Origin of the sequence: Nostoc sp. (assembly GCF_036917355.1) — a bacterium.
Classification (GTDB): Bacteria; Cyanobacteriota; Cyanobacteriia; order Cyanobacteriales; family Nostocaceae; genus Nostoc.
On sequence record NZ_JBALDP010000111.1, the window covers coordinates 25,335 to 46,697 of the forward strand.

The following is a 21,363-nucleotide window of genomic DNA, read 5'->3' on the forward strand; positions in this document are numbered from 1 at the left end:
GTAAATTTTTAACTCATAACTCATAACTTTTAACTTTTGTTTATTCTGCGGCGGTAGAAGTCAAGGACATTGTTTCCCACAACACCATATGAGGTGTTGTTAATACAGGCTGGTGTAGAGCAATCAGCTGGGCTAGGGTGTTCTTTAATTGGGTACGGGGTACGATATCATCAACAAAACCATGCTGGAGCAAATCTTCAGCAGTCTGGAAATTTTCGGGTAGTTTTTCCCGCAGGGTTTGCTCAATCACTCGCCGACCGGCAAAACCAATAGTTGCCTTGGGTTCTGCCAAAATGATATCGCCCAACATGGCAAAACTAGCGGTAACGCCGCCCGTTGTCGGATTGGTCAAAACTGGAATATATAATAATCGGGCGTCTTTATGGCGCTGTAAGGCTGCGGAGATTTTCGCCATCTGCATCAAAGAGAGCATACCTTCTTGCATCCTGGCGCCACCAGAGGTACAGACGATAACTACAGGATAGCGTCGTTGAGTGGCTTGCTCAATCATCCGGGTGAGTCTTTCTCCCACAACCGAACCCATACTACCACCCATAAAACGGAAGTCCATAACCCCAAGGGCAATGGGCAAACCATTGATTTGACCTAAACCAGTTCTAACTGCATCTATTAAGCCAATTTTATCTTGTGTTTCCCGCAAGCGATCGCTGTAGAGTTTGCGATCGCGAAATTCTAGCGGGTCAGTTGGACGCAAATGCTCATCTAGCGGTTTCCAGGTATTGTTATCTATCAATTGACGGATGCGCTCATCACTATCTACCCGATTGTGATGACCACATTCGACACAAACCATCTGATTGGCTTTCAAGTCTTTTGTATATGCCAACACGCCACACTTGGAACATTTATGCCACAAACCATCAGCAATTTCACGTTCTTGGCGTTCGAGGCTGGTAGATCCTGACTTCCTTCGATTTGCAAACCAATCAAATAGAGACTTTAAACCACGTGATTCTTCGTTGTTAGCCATTTTTTATTTTATTTTAAGTGGGTATGAGGTCGAAAACATGTCAAACCGTATTGGGTTGTCCTTAGTCATTAGTCATTTTTCTTTATTAAGACTAATGGCTACATCGTTAAACTACGTTTTTAAGCAATTCAGACCTTAATTTTCGTCTTTGGTTGCCAGCTTAACGAAAATACTTATACCAATACAAGTCTCTTGCTCTTTTTTTCAGCAGACTTAATTATATGGACGTAGTGACAAAACCATGAGAATACCAACCTCCAAATAAGATGCTCTCCCCCTCCCACCCTAATCAATTATTTGTATTGCTGGGTTTTGAACAATCAGCATCTGTTGCACTAGTTGTATTTGCCAACGGTTAATCGTCGTTAAGAGGGTAATACAAGTCACAAGCTGAATATTATCAAAATGTGAAGGGCAGATGGGGTAATGTTGGTTACAGTCACGAATTATAAATATTTCTTATGAAAGGGCATTAGTTATGGGTATAGGGCATTGGGCACAAGAGGCAGAGGGGCAAGGGAGCAGAGGGGCAGAGGAGAAATCTTACTGCAACTTCTCCCCTGCTCTCCTGTTCCCCTGCCCGTCGATACTTCAATTCAAGAGGCTGGGAAAAATAACCGCAGGTAGCTAGACAAAATGGCTTCGCCGCTAAACAGGGTAATCACAGATCCTAAAGCCAGAAAAGGGCCAAAAGGGATTTTTTGTCCTAATTTTTGTCGCGATCGCTGCATAATCAAAATACCGATACCAATTAATGCTCCTAGCGCACAGGCAATAAAACTAGCCAAGAGCAAATATTTCCAACCTAACCAGGCTCCCATCATGGCTGCTAACTTGGCATCACCTGCACCCATTGCAGTTTTACCAAAGGCAATTGAACTCAAGAGGGCGATCGCATCAAACAACCATAAGCCTAATACTGCACCAACTATGGCGATCATAAGGTGATTTACCAATGCCACAAAACTACCCTCTGGTAGAAAACCAACTACCATTTGAAACAAAATTCCCACCACTAAACCCGACTGAGTAAGTGGATTGGGTAGGGTCATTGTATCTAAGTCGATGAGTGATAGCGCTAATAACCAACTGCAAAAAGCCCAATAGCCTATTGTTAAAGTTGAAACTTGAAATACCAAAAAAATTAGTAAAAAAATTATGCCCGTTACCCCTTCTACCACGGGATAACGGACAGAAATTTTGCTTTTGCAATATCGACACCGCCCTCTTAAGGAAATCCAGCCAAATACTGGTACGTTGTCGTAAGCTTTTAGCTGGTTTAAGCATTTAGGACAACGAGAAGGCGGCCAAAGAATTGACAACCCAGCAGGTAGGCGATAAACAATAACATTGAGAAAACTACCAATAGATGCACCCAAAGCAAAGACCATTACACTCGCCGGGATGGCGAACAAAATGTCCATACAGTCATTTGTCCTTTGTCATTTGTCCTGTGTCATTTGTGCTTTGTCATTTGTGCTTTGTCAATAACTAATGACCAATACATTCTCTACGAGAGGCTGCACTTCGACTAAGCTCAGTGACCACGCCAACGACTACGCGGTAGTTGAGCGAAGTCGAAACTCAGTACAAGTGACTAATGACCAATGACCAATGACCAATGACTAATACATGTGGGATTCAATTTGACTTAAGGGTACAAAACACTCTTGAGGTAAAAGAACTGGTTGGTTAGTAAAAATAACCTTACCTCGATGAGTCACACGATTAATTGCTACACCGGAAGGTTGCCCAGCTATTTCGGGATGGACTTCACAGTGAGTATAGTATATCTGCCCAGCAGCTCTGATTACAGAGGGATCAATCAAAGGCGATTGGTTCTTTGGGGCGGTAAAATTTACTTGTCCTTGTCGTAATGCGTACACTATCGACTGTTATTTGATTGCTAGATTTCCCTTTAGTCTACCCGAAACTTATAGCAAAGGTTGCCAAATTGCCCAAGTTGCTATACAAAATTATTTTTGTTCGATCGCTTTGATGAGTGAGTCTCCCATAGCACGGCAACCAAGGAGATTTTTTCCTGGAGAAATTATATCCCCTGTGCGATCGCCCTGCTCTAAAACTTGCAATACACCTTGTTCGATCCGATCTGCCGCTTCTGGTTGGTCTAAAGCGTAACGTAACATCATCGCCACACTCAAAACCTGTGCTAGAGGATTTGCCTTATCCTGTCCAGCAATATCTGGGGCAGAACCATGAACTGGTTCAAACACACCAGGCCCAGAAGCGCCCAAACTAGCCGAGGGTAACATCCCAATACTACCTGTGAGCATGGCGGCAGCATCAGAAAGAATATCGCCAAACAAATTGCCTGTCACGATGGTGTCGAACTGCTTGGGAGCGCGTACCAACTGCATAGCAGCATTATCTACATATAAATGAGAAAGTTCGATATCTGGATATTCGGCAGAAAGTTGGGTGATGCGATCGCGCCACAACTGAGATACCTCTAATACGTTCGCCTTATCCACCGAACAAAGTTTTCCACCGCGTTTTTTTGCCGCCTCAAAAGCTACCCGCCCAATACGTTCAATTTCCGATTCAGTGTAAACCATTGTATTTACACCACGTTTCTCACCGGTTTCTGTAGCAAAAATCCCTTTAGGTTTACCAAAGTAAATCCCACCAGTGAGTTCGCGCACCACCATAATATCCACGCCTTCGACAATTTCGCGCTTCAAAGTTGAGGCGTCGATTAGCTGGGGCAAAATTTTCGCTGGGCGCAAATTGGCAAATAATCCTAAACCTGCACGTAGCCCTAACAAACCTGCTTCTGGGCGTAAATTGGATGGCAAAGAATCCCACTTATAACCACCAATGGCAGCGAGTAATACAGCATCACTGTTACGGCAAGCCTCTAGAGTGGCAGATGGTAGAGGTTCCCCTGTGGCATCAATTGCTGCACCACCGATGAGGGCTTCTTGGAACTCAAACTTCAGATCGAATTGCTTCCCTACGACTTTCAGCACATCTACCGCCACTGCCATAATTTCAGGGCCAATGCCGTCGCCGGGGAGTAGAGTAATGCGGTAGTTCTGGGTCATAGCTGGTTATTACTAGGTAAATGCTTTCAGATCAAATATCATACCTAGCAAAATGTACTGATGGAGTTTTTAATTTATTTGGGTGTAGCTCTAATGTAATCATCTGGCATTGGATGAAACTACTATAGACCTGCCTTGAAAATAAGGCAGGAGGCAGGAGGAAAAGACATTTTCATTGTTCTTTGTGAGCGCAGCTCATGAAGTCTCTTGCAAAAGTAATTTTTGCAAGAGGCGGGAAAAGGTTAAAGGGACTCATGTTTTTTATTATTCCTTTCCCCTTTCCCCCTTACCCTTTTCCCTACTTTTGCAAGAAGTCTTATCACGCTCCTATATCCCTAGTTGAGCGGATCGAAACGCTGCAAGATGAGAGCTATAAACACCACTGGCAAACCTACACCCATGCAAATGAGAGCTTGGATAAATGTTAAAGGTGTGGTGTCAAACACTTGATTCATCATGCTCCACTGACTGAACAGACATTGTAAAATCACCACAACTACAATTCCGATCGCAGGTGCATAAGCTACGGGTGTGCGTTTACCTTGGATTCTCACAACTAGAGATGGTAAAAACTGGGTAATGCTTAACAGATAAAAGACTTCTGCTGCCACCAATCCATTAATCGCCATTGTGCGAGCTAAGGCTTCATTGCTTGTAGTTTGAAGTATCCATTGAAACACGCCAAAAATTACCACCCAATTGAAAACAGAAATCGCTAATATGCGCTTAAGTAAACTACCTGATAAAAGCTTTTCTCTAGGGTTGCGTGGTGGTTGCTGCATCACCTGTCCAGATTTTGGCTCAAAGGCGAGGGGAACAATCAACCCTACTGAACTGACCATGTTGAGCCAGAGAATTTGGATTGGTAAGATGGGAAGGACGGTGGCTAGGAGAATGGCAATCAAAATTGTCATGGATTCGCCAACGTTAATCGGTAGCAAGAAGGCGATCGCTTTTCGCAAGTTGCGGTAAACACCACGCCCTTCCTCCACAGCAGCTTCTATTGAAGCGAAATTATCGTCAGTTAGCAGCATATCCGCCGATTCTTTGGCAACCTCTGCCCCGGCTATGCCCATCGCTACACCAATATCTCCCTGTTTGAGAGCGGGAGCATCGTTGACACCATCTCCAGTCATGGCAACAATTTCACCCTGAGACTGCAACGCTTTCACCAGATGCAATTTTTGTTCTGGAGCAACTCGCGCAAATACCATACCTTGTTCAGCCGCTTGGGCGAATTCTTTTTCATCCATCTGAGCTAATTGCTGTCCGGTGAACACCTGTTCTTCAGTCGAGCAAATTCCCATTTGGCGGGCGATCGCAGCTGCTGTGAGCGCATGATCCCCAGTGATCATCTTCACCTGAATCCCCGCAGATTGACAAGCTTTGACTGCGGCGATCGCTTCCTCACGAGGCGGATCGATTATGCCCTGAAGTCCCAGAAACACCAGTCCTCGATCGATATCATGGCGATTTAAAGAGCGTTTAGTGGCAACTTCTTTGCTGGCAAAAGCTAGCACTCGTAACCCTTGGTTTGCCATATCAGCAACTTCCTGTTCCACTGCGGCAGGATTGAGACGAGCGAGTTTTCCTTGAGCATCGAGCAGGCGATCGCATCGTTGGAGAATTGCCTCTACAGAACCTTTGAGATAAATGATATTGAGCGATCGCTTTGCATCCAATTCATGCAAAGTCGCCATGTATTGGAATTGAGACTCAAAGGGAATGGTATCTATTCTAGGTAATTCTTGTTCTAGATTGGCTTGCGTCAATCCCACTTTATTGGCAGCCGTAATCAATGCTCCCTCGGTTGGGGTTCCTACTAAATCCCACTGTCCATCTCCCCATTCGATATGAGAATCATTGCAGAGCAATCCTGCTTCCAGGGATTCCCAAAGAGCAATATGTCCATCTGTATTGAAATCAACAGGTTGTCGATCGATCAGGATTTCACCGTCTGGAGCATAACCAATACCGCTAACGGTGTAATGTTGTCCACCCGCATAAATCTTTTGAACCGTCATCTGATTCTCAGTTAATGTCCCAGTTTTGTCAGAGCAAATAACAGTGGTACTTCCCAAGGTTTCCACAGCAGGTAACTTGCGAATAATCGCCTTACGTCGTGCCATCCGGGAAACTCCGATCGCTAAAGTGACAGTAACAATCGCAGGTAATCCTTCGGGAATCGCGCTGACTATCAGAGCCACACTCGCTTTGAAAACATCAATCCAAGATTCGCCTTGTCCTAATCCGACTGCAAATGTCAGGGCAGCCAAAGCTAAAATGACATACAACAAGCTTTTGCTAAACTTGTCAATATTTCGCGTCAGTGGTGTTTTCAGATTTGTGCTGCTTTCAATTAACTGGGAGATCCGACCGGTTTCAGTGGCATCTGCGATCGCGACTACAATCCCTTCTGCCTGTCCAAAACTAACGAAACTTCCGGCATACACCATATTGCTGCGTTCGGCTAATGGTGTTTCCACAGCCAGCGATGCTGTTGCTTTCTCCACCGGAACGGATTCGCCTGTTAAGGCAGACTCGTCAACTTGCAACCCACGCACACTTAATAACCGCAGATCGGCGGGTACTTTATCCCCAGATGCCAGCAATACCAAATCACCCAGAACAAGTTCAGTCGAAGCCAGACGGGTTTTTTGACCATCGCGAATCAAAGTTGCTTCGGTAGTGACAGCTTTGGATAAAGCAACGATCGCACCTTCTGCTTTCGATTCTTGAATGTAGCCAATAATGACATTAATTAGGGTGACACCAAAAATTACTCCCGCATCTATCCAATCTTTGAGCAGCAGCGTCACCAGTCCCGCCGTCAACAAAATATATAGTAGTGGTTGATTAAATTGCTCTAAAAATCGTAGCCAAGGACTTTTTCCACTTTTACCAGTCAGTTGATTTGCACCCATCTGCTGGTGTCGTTTGGTAGCTTCTTTATGGGTCAAACCTGCTTCGGAATGGCTGGCTAACGTTTGCACAACCTTTTGTTCACCCAGAGTATGCCATTCATAGTTGAGTAAATCTTTTGTTGTCTCAGAAAAAGTATTTGTAGCGATCGTATTTGCTGTCATCTCAGTCTCCAAATAAAAGTAACCTTTAAACTAATTCGTAATTAAGACTCATCAGATTTAATATCGATTTCTCTGTTTGAATCTCTACCTTTTTTTCAAATTTGTGTTACTAGCGATAATCTTTTGCTAAGTTCATAAACATGCCACTCTCGCACACCCCAGTAACGGAGAATAGATTCTGCTTGCCAGATTTCATCTGCTGTTCCTTCTACCTTCACCAAAAATTTTTCTTGGCAGGTGGCTGGCTCACAGAGTCTAGCTTGCCTTTCAGGAGCAAACCAACCTTGAAATGCGCCATAAACACTGCCAAAAATCGCACTCGCTCCACCCGCCAGCAGTGTACTCACCACAGATTCAACCGCTAATGCCGGCCCAAAACCGGGAATAACTAATACGCCAAGTCCGGCTGTTAGTGCCAGGAAGCCTCCAGCTGTTCCTCCTGTAATTGCACCTGCTTTAGCACCTTCAATAGGAGTTATAGGATGTTTATCGGCATTAATATCCTTGTGCAATTTTTCGTCTTCAGAGTCTAAAGTAAACACAGAAATTTTTTGCATGGGAAAGTCAATCGCTCTGAGTTCATCAAGCACCTGTGTTACAGCCTGACGGGTAGAAATGATGCCAATCGCATTTTTAACTGCACTGAAATTCATCACAACATCTCCTATAAAAATCAGTAAGTTTAAAACGAAGCTTTATTAATCTCCAAATAGGAAAAAACTATAAGTTTGCAGTGTGAGCATAAACTGTGTAGCTAGAACGGTTGCCGTAGACAACAGCAGTAAAATTTATTGCATTTGGCACAAGGTATATATTTAGCTCAATACTCTTCTGTTTTAGGATTGCTGATAAATGTGAACAAAAAGTGATTACAGAAGGCAGGAGGACAGCAGTTGCTCCATTTAGGGAAACCCCAAAACCCCACTGTTTCCAGAAGGCAGAAAGAAAAGCAAAAAGGCTTATTGCTTTCTCAATATGCTTGATTGCTTTCTAATTTCACTAGATTCAGCAAGTAAAAAGGCTTATTGCTTTCTCAATATGCTTGATTGCTTTCTAATTTCGGTAGATTCAGCAAGCAAAAAGACTTATTGCTTTCTCATTTGAGTACATCGCGCATTAATCTTAGTGTTTTCCGCAAGTAAATAGGCATATTGCCTACTAAAATGAGTAATGCACGCATTCATTTTATTATGAAAACGAACGCCAACAACCTTGATTTATCCTCACTTACTAAAGTGGATATCCAGAAAATTACCGTATAATAGTTAGGTCGCTTAAGTTACTGGTGAGGATGTAATTGCAAGATTATTTGTTAGGACGGTATCAGGTTAAGCTGCACCGCAAGTTAAGTTTTTGATTAGACAATAATATTTATGCGTTGTATTTTTTGTAAGTGTAATTCCTCTTCATCTATCTCAAGAGAACATATCATTCCTGAGTCATTTGGCAATAAGGAACATACACTTCCACCTGGAGTTGTATGTGATAAATGTAATAATTACATTGGACGCAAAGTGGAAAAGCCTTTACTAGATTCGCCTTATTTCAAGGAACAGCGTTTTAAAATGTCTGTTCCAAGCAAAGAAAACAAAATTCCTATGATTGGTGGTATCCATCTTCAGTCCCGCACACTGATTGAGTTAATGAAGCGATCGGATGAAGATGGAATTAGTATAGGTGCTGCTCCGGGCGAAGATGAATCTCGGTGGATTCAAGCTTTAACAGAACAGAAAAATGGAACGCTTATAATTCCTATTGTTTCTCCACCAAACGATTACGTTATTTCGCGATTCATAGCAAAGGTTGGACTTGAAGTATTAGCATCTCGCCTTATTAAAGTTGAAGGTGGGCTAGATGAGGTTGTAGATAAACCAGAATTAGACGATTTGCGTTCATACGTGCGGATTGGTACACCCGGAAGAGTCTGGCAATATTCCTGTCGTTCACTTTATTCGCCAGATTTCCTATTTACTGAACAAGGTGAAGTATTTGAGGTGTTGCATGAATACGATATTTTAGTTACTGAGTCCTTTGAGTTCTACATTGTTGTTGCTTTATTTGGAGTTGAATATGTACTAAATCTGGGTGGGCGAGAAATCGATGGTTATCACGAATGGTTGCGAAATCATAATGCTCGTAGTCCACTTTATGTTAATAGGAACGCTCAATTATAATTGCCTTGTTTGATCGATGTTATTCCACAACCTCATAGCGTACTAACTTTCTAACATCTTCACGGGGTAGACCTAGTTCTTGGGCAATTGTCGCTTCTATTTGCCTGAATTCTATAGTTGGAAGTTCTAATTCCAGTCGCTTTAAGATAGGGTCTGCTGTTTCCACTTCTACCTGGGTAATTCTTTTAGTTTGATTGACAGCGGCGTTAATGAGGAATACATTGACTGATACCCGTGCTTCAAGTTGAGTATCTGACTGAAGTTTTTTCTCTGTAGAGTAGGGTCGGCTTAACTCTTGAGCAGCTAGGAAATTACAGCCAAGCCAAAACACAACCGCTACTAGTGGTAGAGGCAACCAAAACTCTAATCCCAGCCCTTGCAGCCAACGTTTACTAATACGCCACACACTACACCTGCTTCTGATTTTGCTAGGTCACACTTCATGTATATCGTAATGGGGTAGACAATCCTCTGAAATCTTACTGATGAAAGACGTTGAAATTGCTTCAATAGATTATTCTAAACAAGCACAAGTGTATAAAGGTGATGAAAATCTTACTGGTAGAGGACGATCCAAAGCAATTAATGCCGCTGCAAATGGTTCTCTCTCAGGCGGGACACAGCGTCGATGGTGTCAAGGATGGTGAAACTGCTCAATGGCTTTTGGCTGAAAAAGAATACGATCTGCTGATTTTAGATTGGATGTTACCTCGGATTAGTGGAGTGAGTTTGTGTCAACAGTATCGGGCGGCGGGAAAAACAGCTCCGGTATTAATGATTACGGCAAAAGATACCACACCCGATAAAGTCATAGGATTAGATGCCGGAGCTGATGATTACCTCGTCAAACCGATTGATATCGTGGAGTTCATGGCACGGGTGCGGGCATTGAGGAGGCGATCGCCCCTCTGGCAAGGAGACACCCTCTGCTTGGCAGACCTCGAACTTCATCTTGATAGACTAATTTTGGAGCGACAAGGAGCGATCGTATCCCTTTCCAGCCAAGAATTTCAGTTGCTAGAGTACTTCATGCGTCATCCTAAGCAAGTCCTGACTCGCAACCAGATTGAGCAAGCTGTATGGGAGTGGGGTAGTGAACCAGAAAGCAATGCAATCACCGTTCTAGTTCGTAAACTTCGTCAACGTTTGCAAACATTAGCAGCAGCCGATTGGATTGAAACTGTTTACGGTATGGGCTATCGCCTCAACCCTCCAGAACCATCTTGAGATTTAATTTCAGAGTCTACAATCAAGTAGAATGCTAATCCGATTTAATTACATCTTGAATTCTGACTTCTGAATTCTTCTATTTGTGTTTAACCGCAGTCGTCGTAATTTAGCTCGTTGGTTTACCCTTTCAATGGGGTGCATTCTGATTCTCTTTGCTGGAGTCATTTACAATCTTGAGGTAAAAGACAAGCTCAAAGCATTAGATCAACTGCTTTATAAAAGAGCAGAGCTAATGGCAGCCAGTTCGCAGTATCGGCTGGATCGAGGACAAAAAGAAGTCGATCTGAGCAATATACCGCTATTAGGTAGTGGTTCTCACCCTGCTGATATTGAACTGGTCTATGTTCGCTGGTATGACCCGTATGGCAAACTCAAGCGGTTTTTTGGTACTCCACCTCCAGAAAAATTAGAAATAGCATCTGAGTTTCTCACGATTAAGTCCGTTGACCAGTTTACAGGTGAGACGCTTTGGCTGCGTCAAGTCACGCTACCTGTTCAAGGAGGAAATTCGGTCATCGGTTATCTGCAAGTTGCTATCCCACTGACAGAAACTCAAAACGATCTCAAACAATTTCAGTTAATGTTGACGTTGGCTGTACCTGTAGCGCTGGGGTTAATTGGACTTACAGGTTGGGTACTTGGCGGCATAGCTATGCAACCAGTTCAGCAAGCCTATAATCAACTACAACGCTTCACTTCAGATGCTTCTCATGAGTTGCGATCGCCCCTTTCTGCGATTTTAACCAATGCCCAAGTTGGGTTACTAATGGCAGCAGACCATCCCCAAATCCATCCTTCAGTGGAGAACATCATCGATAGCGCCAAGTCGATGAGTACTTTGGTCAATAACCTATTGCTGTTGGCTCGGCATCAGGGAAAATTAACTCCCGAATCTCTCAAAAAGGTTAATCTTAATAGCTTGCTAGAGAATTTAGCTATTTATTACCATACTGTTGCTGCAAAAGCGTCGATCGAGTTGATTAGCCATTTACCAGAACAACTCATTGAGTTGTGGGCTGACCCCGATTTGCTGCGGTTAGCTGTGGAAAACTTGCTCAATAACGCTTGTAATTACACTCCATCTGGTGGAACTGTCTGGTTACGCTTAGAACCTCACCCAGATCGGGCAGTAATTCAGGTTATTGATACTGGAATTGGAATTCCAGAGGCAGATTTACCTTACATTTTCGATCGCTTTTACCGAGTTGATACAGAACGTGCCAGAGAAAGCGGCGGATTTGGGTTAGGATTAGCGATCGCTCAACAAATTGTCCAGGCTCACGGCGGTAACATTCATGTGATGAGCAATGAGGGTAAAGGCTCAACTTTCCAGATAAAGTTACCATTTATGAGCCATTCTTAAATCACCTTTAAGAAATGATTCATAATGAAAATCTAAAGCAAACGATCCGCTAACAGAGAAAGCACTGTTAGCGAATTCAAGTTAAATTAATCCAAAGGTAGACTATTACAAATACATCCTAAAGTTGAGCAAAGCTTCTTCAAAGGTGTAGCTGTCGGTTTTTTGACAGGTAGTAGATTACTTCGATGCATATAGCTACTCCTACCATCAACACTAAAACCCAGACAGTTTGTGGATATGTTTGCAAAGCAAACCAAATTAACATCCCTAGTGCCACCAAACATATTCCAGTACCTAGAATTGAAATCCATTGCTTGCTTTGCGTATATCGATGCATACGAGCATTAGCTAAATTAACCGCAGCAAATATTAGGAGAAACCCAGCACTACCCATCGTTGAGATCCGACTTATATCAAAAAAATTGGCGATGATGAGAGTGATACCACTAGTAATAAATAAGCCAATTGAAGATTGATCTATGCCATTCATTTGGCTGCCAGATCCAAACCCCCTAGATTTAGCAATAACAGTGCTAAAACGATCTGAACCATAGAGTGTGGCGTTACTAGCCGAGATAGTTGAGAAAAGAGCAGCAATAGCGATCAAAACAGATCCAAATTGCCCCATAATTGGTTTGGCAACTTCAGCCAAAGCATAGTCTTTTGCTGCCAAAATCTGTTCTATTGGTTCTGCTCCTAATGTAACCAGTGCTATTAAAACGTAAAGCAAAATAACGAACCCGATTACAGAGTAATAAACTCGTGGCAAAGTATGCTTGGGATTGACAAGATCCTCTGCTGCATTGGCGATTAGCTCAAAGCCTTCATAAGACAAGAAGATTACCATTGCTCCTGCGAAAATTGACTGTAGCGACGATACTGAGACTGGTTCTAGACGGGAAATGTCGATATGACTACTTCCCATAGTAATGAACAGGATCAAAATTCCCAGTTTGAAGCTGACAATCCAGATTTGAGATTTACCAATATGATTGGCAGTTAGTAGATTTAATCCAGTTGTCGCTAAAATTGCCAAGCTAATCAGTAAATGCTTCCAAATAGGTTGAGTAGATGTAAACAGGCTAACTCCATAACTACCAAAAGCCTGCAAGTAAAAGGAAAGCATCACTACATAGCTAAACCATAGTAGAAGATTCAGTGTCCCACTAAACAGCCCTGAACCAAAAGCCTGATTTAAAAAGGTTACTGTCCCGCCTCGACATGGATGAGCTACCGAAAGCTTTGCATAAGCATAAGTAGTTATCAAAGCTATTGTCCCGGCGATCGCAAATGCTAGTGGTGCGCCTACATCAGCTATTTGAATTACAACTCCCAGTGCTGGAAAAAGTCCACCAACAATGCCGCCTACACCCAATGCCCACACAGACCAAAAACCGATTTTTTTACTTGACACCTGTAACCTATTTAGGAATAGATAGTCTCATAGTCGTTGACCAACACGCACATAATCAAGCTGAGATTAGGCGGTTGGGAATATAGCGGTTCTCGATCGAATGAGGCACATCCTCAAAGTTAAAAGGGTTTATATATGAAGTCTAGCTATACTTCACCAACATAGGAAGCGCTATAAAAGCCTTGACTAACGAACTTGGCCCTGCTGGCATAGCGCGATTTATGCAGAAATTTGAGATAGGGAGCAAAGATTGATACGCCAGACAAGGATTAAATCTTGGAAAATCCCAGTATCTATGACATCTTTACTTGAATTAAGGAGTAAAAAAACAGCAACAAGCCAAAAAGTAGATAATCCCGCAAGAAAACATTTATTTATATTTGCCCAAAACTGTTCAGACATCCTCCGAGAACAGTTTCCTATCTGCTGCACATTACAGCAAAAATTAAAAAAAAGTATTGATATATCATTTTGATTTAATTTCTTGTATGTTTATTGTATTTAATATTCACAGACAAAAATTATGGATTTTAGACAAATTAGCTTAGTTGCTAGCCAACTTTTAACTCAGTTTGGGTTGAAAATTTTAGGTGCGATCGCACTGTGGCTGATTGCTCAACGCTTGATTGATTTTGGATTGAAGCTAGTACGACGTGCTTTCCGAGGTCAACACGTCGATCCAACACTCATTAACTATCTTCTGAATATCATTGGTGTCACACTGAGAATTATTCTAGTTGTGGCAATTCTCGGCTTCTTTGGGGTTGAAACAACTTCCTTTGCTGCATTGCTAGCAGGAGCAGGCATTGCAATTGGTGCAGCATGGGGGGGTTTACTAGCCAACTTTGCAGCCGGAGCATTTTTAATTGTTTTTCGACCTTTCAAAGTTGGTGATTTCATTACCACCGCAGGCGTGACAGGCACTGTTACAGAAATTGGACTGTTCACAACTAATATAAATACGCCTGATAACGTGTTGACAATTGTCGCCAATAATAAAATCTTTGCTGATAACATCCAGAATTATTCTGCTAACCCTTACCGTCGGGTCGATCTGGTGGCTCAACTCCATCATGATGTGAAACACAACGAAGCGATCGCACTTTTGAAAGCGAAAATTAGCCAAATTCCTAATGTTCTCCAAAATCCAGCACCGGATGTGGAAATTCAGAATTTCAACTTTGCAGGGCCTGTACTAGCAGTACGTCCTTATTGCAATAACGATCACTATTGGCAAGTTTACTTCGACACTAATAAAGCTATCCGTGAAACCTTTGGTGAGGCTGGATATCCAGTTCCCGAATACCGTTATGCAATTAGCGGCTCATCTGGTAATGGGGTTAATAACGTCATCCCACCACTATCAGAAATAACTTGACACTAAAGAAAAAAGTCAAGGCTTAATTTGCAAATATTTCATAAATAGCAGAATCAGAATTAATAAGTAGGTAGGGCGTATGTCTTACCTACTTTTGCTAAGTTTATGACCTATTCCAGTGAAAATACCATTGCCTACTGAGCAAGCGGTTGACTCTAATATCATCAGGTTTGCAATATTAGTACTAGAGATTTCTAACTTTAGTATTCCCCTTAGCAAAAATTAATAGTTGGTATTATTTAAAACTTTAGTGAAAATAGGCTAAATAATGCCCAGAACTCAAAGCAGCTTTAAATAAAGCTAGTTTCAATTTTGGAAACCATCCTGACAAAAGCTGTAAAAAAAGTTAGGTTAGCGGTTAATCACAAGCCGCACCTTAGCAGCGATGGTAAAAGAATTAACAATTTGTACCCGTGGACTCACTAAGCAATTTGATCGGCATGTTGCTGTCAATGATGTTGATTTAGAAATCCAGGCGGGGGAAGTATATGGACTGATTGGGCCGAATGGTGCGGGTAAAACAACTCTCATCCGTATGTTGGCGACTGCTGAGGAAGCAACTACGGGTGAGATTTATATTAATGGCGATCGCCTCATCCGTGACAACAGTAACCTCAAACTTAAGCGTCATCTTGGCTATTTACCCGATGACTACCCACTATATGAGGATTTGACAGTCTGGGATTACTTAGATTACTTTGCACGTTTATATCGTTTGCGAGAACCGCGCCGCACTAAACGCTTACATGAAGTTTTAGAACTTATTCAACTTGGTAATAAACGCAATAGTCAGATTTCTACTCTGTCGAGGGGAATGAAACAGCGTTTAAGTTTAGCGCGAACCATTATCCACGAACCAATTTTACTATTACTCGATGAGCCTGTTTCTGGGCTTGACCCTATTGCGAGGATGCACTTTCGTGAAATTATTAAGGCTTTGCAAGAAGCTGGAATGACTGTCATCATTTCCTCCCACGTTCTCAGCGATCTAGCGGAAATTTGTACTTCTGTAGGAATTATGGAACTTGGCTTCTTAGTAGAAAGTACTTCCCTACAGCAACTTTATCAACGTCTAGCCCATCAGCAAATTGTGTTATCAACTTTGGGAAACTTAGAGACACTTTTAAACGAACTTAAACATCATCCTTTAGTAGAAGAATGGGAGGTTATATCAGGAAAAAACAGTGTGCGGGTGAATTTTTCCGGCAAAGATGAAGATAGTGCCGAGTTATTGCGATCGCTAATTAAAGCGGGCATTCCTCTAACTGATTTTCACTGCACGCAAGAAGACTTAGAAAGTATTTTCTTAAAATTAGGTCACAAACAAGCATCTTGATTCATCAATAAATCTCACTCACTATTTTTGGAGAAGTTTGTCATACTATGCTCAACTTAATAGACAAAATCGGCGATTGGAATCCGCAATTATTCCGCGAACTCAAAGGACAATTTAAATTTGTTAATGTAGCGATCGCTGTTGTGACATCTTTACTATTGCAACTGGTAGTTCTCTTATATCAGTTAAGTAACCTTCCTAATAATGAATACTCCTTAACTGGTACATACTGTCGTTTACGTCAAATATATGAGCCGCAACAAACACAGGCTTTCAAGGAATCAAATCAATCTAAAATTGATGAATTAAATTATTTCTTCTCAAAAAACTTTTGTCCCCAAAACCAAATTGATTGGCAGTTGTGGTGGCGAGATCATTGGGAATATATATTCTTAACATTTAGTGTAATTTTTCTATTTACACTACTAGTTGCAGGAACTTATTTGCTAATCAATGATTTCGCTAAAGAAGAAACTCGCGGCACACTCAACTTTATCCGTCTTAGTCCCCAATCAGAAACAAGTATATTGACTGGCAAGTTGCTAGGAGTTCCAAGTTTAATTTATCTCATGATTTTAGTAGCAGTTCCTTTACATTTATGGGCTGGGCTTTCTGCCAAAATTGCTTTTAGTTACATTTTGGGTTACTACGCAATTCTTGCTGCTAGTTGTATTTTCTTCTACAGCGCTGCACTACTACTTAGCTTATTTAGTCGTTCGTTTAGTGGTTCTCAGCCTTTGTTAGGTTTATTAGTTAGTGGTGTAATTTTTATGTTTTTGTTCATAACGATGTTACTCGCATCGTCTTATAACAATAGTTTAAATAATTCAACTGCTTGGTTTAGACTTTTTAATCCTTGGGATACAACTAATTATTTATTTCCTAACTTATTTAATCTATCCAATGGTTCGGATATTAAAAAATTGCAGTTTTTCTATTTCCCATTAGGTAGAAATATTCTTAGTGTTGTTGGCTTTCATTTATTCAATTTGGGATTGTGCAGTTACGGAATTTTGCAAATTCTTAAACGTTGCTTCCGTAATCCTCAAGCCTCAATAATTAGCAAGAAGCAAAGTTATTTGTTAGTAGCGTTTTGCCAGTTGATGATCTGGGGTTTTACTCTACAAATTGGTGAAAATAGTTACACATTAGATCGACAAGTTGGGGAAAATTACATTTTGCTAGCATCGTACAACTTAGTGTTGATTTTAAGTTTAATTGCAGTTCTTTCCCCTCACCGTCAAGATGTACAAGATTGGGCAAGATATCGACATCAGGGAGTTTCTAGCCACAAGAGTATTTGGCAGGATCTAATTTGGGCTGAAAAAAGCCCTGCACTTGTGGCGATCGCAATTAATCTTACAATTGTTACTATCCCCTGGCTAGTCTGGATTTCATTTACATCTATTTTTGATACCAACAATGGCCAAACTTGGCTGGGTAACGATGTTGACAGGTTTAAAGTACTTTTAGCTATAGCTTTGTCTATCAGCGTAATCATGATTTACGCTACCATCGCCCAATTAATACTTTTGCTGAAAACTCCCAAACGTTCTTTCTGGGCAATTCGGATTATAGGTGCAGCAGTGTTTCTACCACCGATAATTTTAGAATTTATCGGTATCACATCACAGGTGTCTACTGTGATGTCTACTGTATGGCTGTTTTCAACTTTTCCTTGGGCTGGTATCCAAGGCTCTGGTACGACAACAATTTTTATGGCATTCCTCGCTGAGTTAACTTTTCTAGGATGGTTAAACTTGCAGTTGACAAGGCAAGTGAGATTAGCAGGCGAATCTGCTACGAAAGCATTATTAGCATAACTAGCTAAGTAGTTATCAATAAACTTAGAACCTCAATTTCTTTGAGAAATTGAGGTTTTTGTTTTTTATGAATGCTGTAAGACTGCTATATTATTTATTATTTGTTATTTTTTGTATTGATACAAGTATCACAACAATCTGAAAATCATGTTAAATATCTCTACTCAAGACCTACGCTATACAGCTATTCAGTTTTTAGAACAAAGTCCCCCACAACGCCTACAAATTATTAAGCAACTTGGCATCGCTCGTTATGACTTTTTAACTAAAATTCAACTAAATGAAGCCAATATCATCTGTATAATGCGATTTTTTAAATATCCCAGTCAGCTAAAATTCCCTAATCTTATGGGAGCAGATTTATCTGGTTTAATTTTAGATGGGGTCAACTTCATCCGAGGAAATTTGTCAGAAGCAAATCTCCAAGGTAGTAGTTTAGTAAATGCAGACCTCTTATTTGTAAATTTTACGAAAGCCAACTTGATAAATGCAGATTTACGAGGTGCAACTCTGAATGAGACTATTTGGTTAGAAGCTCTAGTAGATAAGTGTCAGCTTGGCATAGGTATTGGTTTAAATCATCTCCAACGTCAAGATTTAGAACTACGCAAAGCTATATTTAATTCTTGAGAAGTTAGTAATAAAAACGCAAAAAATTATAAGATGATTAAATTGATATTGACCTGGATAAGTTAATGAGTATTAAGTTGCCCCAAAAATTGATGTTGCTGGGTTCAGGAGAACTGGGCAAAGAATTTGCGATCGCGGCTCAACGTCTTGGTAATTATGTGATTGCTGTTGACCGTTACGCTAATGCTCCAGCGATGCAAGTTGCTGATGCTTATGAAGTGATTTCTATGCTCAGTGCTGATGATTTAGAAGCTGTAGTGACAAAACATCAGCCAGATATTATTATACCAGAAATTGAAGCAATCCGAACAGAAAAACTCATCGAATTTGAACAGCGAGGGATTACAGTTATTCCGACTGCGGCTGCTACTAACTATACAATGAACCGCGATAGAATTCGGGAACTGGCACATCAACAATTGGGCATTAGAACAGCTAAATATGGTTATGCAACAACTCTAGAAGAATTGATTGCAGTTTCGGATAAAATTGGCTTTCCCAATGTTGTTAAACCTGTGATGTCATCATCAGGGAAAGGTCAATCTGTAGTCCAGAATAAGAGTGAAGTTGAGAAGGCTTGGAATTATGCGATCGCTAATTCTAGAGGAGACAGTCAAAAGGTCATTGTAGAAGAATTTATTAACTTTGAAATTGAGATAACTTTACTAACAATTAAACAGTGGAATGCACCGACAATTTTTTGTTCTCCCATTGGTCATCGCCAAGAAAGAGGCGATTATCAAGAATCGTGGCAACCCGCAGAAATTTCTGAAGATAAAATATTAAAATCCCAAGAAATAGCTATAAAAGTTACTGATGCTTTAGGAGGAGCCGGAATTTTTGGCGTTGAATTTTTCATTACCAAAGATGAAGTGATTTTTTCAGAGCTTTCTCCCAGACCTCACGATACGGGAATGGTGACATTAATCTCACAAAATCTTAATGAATTTGAACTACATCTACGAGCTATTTTAGACTTGCCAATTCCTCATATTGAACAGCTAGGAGCATCAGCAAGTGCAGTAATTTTAGCTTCAGAAAAATCTGATTCTATTGCTTTTGGTGGTGTCGCCGATGCTTTGTCAGAAAAAGATGTAGATATTAAATTATTTGGTAAACCTAATGCTCATCCATATCGGCGAATGGGCGTAGCTTTGGCGAAAGGTGTAAATATCCAAGAAGCTAGGGAAAAAGCTAATAAAGCCGCAAGTAAAATCACAATTATTTAATTACCGTATGGGCGCACAGCTAGCTGTGCATTGGGCGAATGGAATTCGCGGCTATACAGGCAAAGTCCGCGGAGGCGGACTAACAGAAAATTAAGGTTTTTTAACCCACGGAGGCGGTCACTAAGCTTGTCGTTCGCGCAGCGTCTCGTAGAGAAGTGTGGGTTTTGTTTGTGTAGATGCGGTTTCTAACCGCCCATTACGCTATCTCGTAGCACTATTAGGCGAATTAACCGCAGCAACTGGATTCGGCTGATTCAGATAATCGTAAACTAATCGGGAAACTTGACGGATAAAGTCTCTCCCTCTTGTGTCCTTATAAGGACGAGTGACAAAGATAGCCGCCAGGTAATGCTTACCATTGGGCATAGTTACAAATCCCGCATCGCCGATGAGAAAGCCGATATCTCCGGTTTTGTTGGCGATAACTGCACCTTTCCCCAAACCGGCGGGAAGCAGTGTGTGAATTGTGGTGTGACGCAGAATATCTAAGGCTTGCTCCCGACTCTGTGGCGAAACTAGTTTGTTATTCACAACTAAAGCCAGCACCCGTGCCATATCTTGAGAACTTGTGGTGTTGGTTCCTCTCAAATCAGCTAAAAGATGGCGAATTACTGTGTCTTTCAGTCCCCAGTTACGGAAGCGCTGATTTAGTTTCGCCGCTCCACCTAAGCGATCTATAATCATGTTGGTGGCGGTATTATCACTAATGGTAATCATCTTAGTGATGGTTTCCAAAGCTGTGTATTTCTTCCCAACTCGCTCATATTGCATACTTCCAGAACCATTGGTAACTAAGTCACGCCGCATAGTCAGGTTTTCCTGAAGGGTGACTTTACCAGCATCTAAATCCTGAAAAAAGGCGATGAGTATTGGCAGTTTGATTGTACTAGCAGCGGGGAAAACGCGATCGCCTCCAATATCCAAATAATCCCCAGTATCCAAATCCAGAAAAAACATTCCTGTTTTCAGAAAGCTGTAGCGACTCATCAAGGCTTTAATTTGAGGTTCCACCGCTTTCATCGGTGAATGCATCGGAATCACGCCAGCAAAGAGAGTGCTATTATCATTCACTCTTGGAGAAATACTCGGAGTTATCTCTAAATATTGCGGCTGGGTTGCAGTCAATCGTATTGGCTTGGGTAACTGCACAGACCAATGATTGGGGGATTCTTCTTGCAGTTGCATCTGTGCTAAATCAAAGGTGTAACCTGGTGCTAAAGTAACTACCATGCGGGTAGTCTCTGCATTAAATTGCTCGATGCGAATGTCTTTAATTACTAATCCCACTCTTTGACTAGTCTGTGGATATCCTAGTGTAACTCCAGGTAAATCAATTACCAGACGAGTAGGGTTGGTAAGTAGTTGTACTTTAGGTTGAACATTTTCATCTGTGGTGAAGTCTAGATGATTGCGATTGCTATCAAAATGCCAATTGGTGATGGCTACACCCGCCGTAGGCATCGCAGCATTAGCCTTTACAGTAGAGCCAAACAGGATCAAGCTTAAGAAACTGGGTAGAAGCCAGCTAAATTTTACAATGTTTTCTTTGTGTGTGAGTAGCATCAGCGATCGCGTTGTGTGTGAGGAAAATTCTTGAACGAACAAAAGCCGCCCACCATTAAAGCACAATTATGAAAAATTTTG

The 21,363-nt window shown here is 41.5% G+C and carries 17 protein-coding genes and 1 pseudogene; 9 read left to right on the top strand and 9 right to left on the bottom strand.

The window, feature by feature from the left end:
* Positions 1-40 precede the first annotated feature (40 nt).
* From accD to V7K53_RS32895, 6 genes are all read right to left on the bottom strand, one after another.
* Positions 41-991 carry an acetyl-CoA carboxylase, carboxyltransferase subunit beta gene (gene accD / locus V7K53_RS32870; RefSeq protein ID WP_292873445.1) on the bottom strand — a complete coding sequence of 317 codons (951 nt, stop codon included), beginning with the start codon at positions 989-991 and terminating at the stop codon, positions 41-43.
* A 596-nt stretch (positions 992-1,587) separates the two neighbouring features.
* Positions 1,588-2,415 carry a prepilin peptidase gene (locus V7K53_RS32875; RefSeq protein ID WP_335201669.1) on the bottom strand — a complete coding sequence of 276 codons (828 nt, stop codon included), beginning with the start codon at positions 2,413-2,415 and terminating at the stop codon, positions 1,588-1,590.
* A gap of 201 nt (positions 2,416-2,616) precedes the next feature.
* Complete coding sequence (locus tag V7K53_RS32880; protein WP_094347451.1) at positions 2,617-2,877, bottom strand: hypothetical protein; 261 nt, start codon at positions 2,875-2,877, stop codon at positions 2,617-2,619.
* 90 nt (positions 2,878-2,967) lie between these two features.
* A complete protein-coding gene (leuB, locus tag V7K53_RS32885) occupies positions 2,968-4,056 on the bottom strand; it encodes a 3-isopropylmalate dehydrogenase (RefSeq protein ID WP_335201670.1) in 1,089 nt (362 codons plus the stop codon).
* A gap of 335 nt (positions 4,057-4,391) precedes the next feature.
* Positions 4,392-7,142, bottom strand: a complete 2,751-nt coding sequence (locus V7K53_RS32890) for a cation-translocating P-type ATPase (RefSeq protein WP_335201672.1) — start codon at positions 7,140-7,142, stop codon at positions 4,392-4,394.
* 95 nt (positions 7,143-7,237) lie between these two features.
* The gene (locus V7K53_RS32895; protein WP_335201673.1) at positions 7,238-7,795 is read right to left on the bottom strand and encodes a hypothetical protein; all 558 of its coding nucleotides are present in this window, start codon (positions 7,793-7,795) and stop codon (positions 7,238-7,240) included.
* A gap of 720 nt (positions 7,796-8,515) precedes the next feature.
* On the opposite strand from V7K53_RS32895, the pseudogene V7K53_RS34185 reads away from it, so the two are divergent.
* Positions 8,516-8,665: pseudogene (locus V7K53_RS34185) on the top strand (HNH endonuclease); the annotation flags it as partial.
* A 42-nt stretch (positions 8,666-8,707) separates the two neighbouring features.
* Positions 8,708-9,316, top strand: coding sequence for a hypothetical protein (locus V7K53_RS32900; protein WP_335201674.1), 609 nt, complete (start codon positions 8,708-8,710; stop codon positions 9,314-9,316).
* Between the two features lie 19 nt (positions 9,317-9,335).
* On the opposite strand, the gene V7K53_RS32905 is transcribed toward V7K53_RS32900, so the two are convergent.
* Entirely contained in the window at positions 9,336-9,722 is a 387-nt protein-coding gene (locus V7K53_RS32905; RefSeq protein WP_335201675.1) for a hypothetical protein, read from the bottom strand.
* Positions 9,723-9,862: 140 nt separating this feature from the next.
* Between V7K53_RS32905 and rppA the strand changes: the two genes are divergently transcribed.
* Together rppA and V7K53_RS32915 are read left to right on the top strand one after the other, a co-directional pair.
* Positions 9,863-10,543, top strand: a complete 681-nt coding sequence (rppA, locus tag V7K53_RS32910) for a two-component system response regulator RppA (protein ID WP_292723872.1) — start codon at positions 9,863-9,865, stop codon at positions 10,541-10,543.
* Positions 10,544-10,628: 85 nt separating this feature from the next.
* Complete coding sequence (locus V7K53_RS32915; protein WP_335201676.1) at positions 10,629-11,909, top strand: sensor histidine kinase; 1,281 nt, start codon at positions 10,629-10,631, stop codon at positions 11,907-11,909.
* A gap of 139 nt (positions 11,910-12,048) precedes the next feature.
* On the opposite strand, the gene V7K53_RS32920 is transcribed toward V7K53_RS32915, so the two are convergent.
* Entirely contained in the window at positions 12,049-13,323 is a 1,275-nt protein-coding gene (locus V7K53_RS32920; protein WP_335201677.1) for an APC family permease, read from the bottom strand.
* 523 nt (positions 13,324-13,846) lie between these two features.
* Between V7K53_RS32920 and V7K53_RS32925 the strand changes: the two genes are divergently transcribed.
* From V7K53_RS32925 to purT, 5 genes are all read left to right on the top strand, one after another.
* Positions 13,847-14,701: a mechanosensitive ion channel family protein gene (locus V7K53_RS32925; protein ID WP_322686371.1), complete on the top strand. Its 855-nt coding sequence runs from the start codon at positions 13,847-13,849 to the stop codon at positions 14,699-14,701.
* Positions 14,702-15,086: 385 nt separating this feature from the next.
* Positions 15,087-16,037 carry an ABC transporter ATP-binding protein gene (locus V7K53_RS32930; protein ID WP_335179896.1) on the top strand — a complete coding sequence of 317 codons (951 nt, stop codon included), beginning with the start codon at positions 15,087-15,089 and terminating at the stop codon, positions 16,035-16,037.
* A gap of 47 nt (positions 16,038-16,084) precedes the next feature.
* A complete protein-coding gene (locus V7K53_RS32935; protein WP_335201678.1) occupies positions 16,085-17,860 on the top strand; it encodes an ABC transporter permease subunit in 1,776 nt (591 codons plus the stop codon).
* Between the two features lie 147 nt (positions 17,861-18,007).
* Entirely contained in the window at positions 18,008-18,490 is a 483-nt protein-coding gene (locus V7K53_RS32940; protein ID WP_335194384.1) for a pentapeptide repeat-containing protein, read from the top strand.
* Between the two features lie 65 nt (positions 18,491-18,555).
* Positions 18,556-19,719 carry a formate-dependent phosphoribosylglycinamide formyltransferase gene (gene purT, locus V7K53_RS32945; RefSeq protein WP_335201680.1) on the top strand — a complete coding sequence of 388 codons (1,164 nt, stop codon included), beginning with the start codon at positions 18,556-18,558 and terminating at the stop codon, positions 19,717-19,719.
* A 201-nt stretch (positions 19,720-19,920) separates the two neighbouring features.
* Here purT and V7K53_RS32950 read toward each other — a convergent pair whose 3' ends face one another.
* Positions 19,921-21,324 carry a serine hydrolase gene (locus V7K53_RS32950; protein WP_335201681.1) on the bottom strand — a complete coding sequence of 468 codons (1,404 nt, stop codon included), beginning with the start codon at positions 21,322-21,324 and terminating at the stop codon, positions 19,921-19,923.
* Positions 21,325-21,363 lie beyond the last annotated feature (39 nt).

Excerpts from the sequence above, each read along its gene's own strand:
- accD (WP_292873445.1), bottom strand. The coding sequence starts at position 991 with ATGGCTAACAACGAAGAATCACGTGGTTTAAAGTCTCTATTTGATTGG.
- V7K53_RS32875 (WP_335201669.1), bottom strand. The coding sequence starts at position 2,415 with ATGGACATTTTGTTCGCCATCCCGGCGAGTGTAATGGTCTTTGCTTTG.
- leuB (WP_335201670.1), bottom strand. The coding sequence starts at position 4,056 with ATGACCCAGAACTACCGCATTACTCTACTCCCCGGCGACGGCATTGGC.
- V7K53_RS32890 (WP_335201672.1), bottom strand. The coding sequence starts at position 7,142 with ATGACAGCAAATACGATCGCTACAAATACTTTTTCTGAGACAACAAAA.
- V7K53_RS32895 (WP_335201673.1), bottom strand. The coding sequence starts at position 7,795 with ATGAATTTCAGTGCAGTTAAAAATGCGATTGGCATCATTTCTACCCGT.
- V7K53_RS32900 (WP_335201674.1), top strand. The coding sequence starts at position 8,708 with ATGTCTGTTCCAAGCAAAGAAAACAAAATTCCTATGATTGGTGGTATC.
- rppA (WP_292723872.1), top strand. The coding sequence starts at position 9,863 with ATGAAAATCTTACTGGTAGAGGACGATCCAAAGCAATTAATGCCGCTG.
- V7K53_RS32925 (WP_322686371.1), top strand. The coding sequence starts at position 13,847 with ATGGATTTTAGACAAATTAGCTTAGTTGCTAGCCAACTTTTAACTCAG.
- V7K53_RS32930 (WP_335179896.1), top strand. The coding sequence starts at position 15,087 with ATGGTAAAAGAATTAACAATTTGTACCCGTGGACTCACTAAGCAATTT.
- V7K53_RS32935 (WP_335201678.1), top strand. The coding sequence starts at position 16,085 with ATGCTCAACTTAATAGACAAAATCGGCGATTGGAATCCGCAATTATTC.
- V7K53_RS32940 (WP_335194384.1), top strand. The coding sequence starts at position 18,008 with ATGTTAAATATCTCTACTCAAGACCTACGCTATACAGCTATTCAGTTT.
- purT (WP_335201680.1), top strand. The coding sequence starts at position 18,556 with ATGAGTATTAAGTTGCCCCAAAAATTGATGTTGCTGGGTTCAGGAGAA.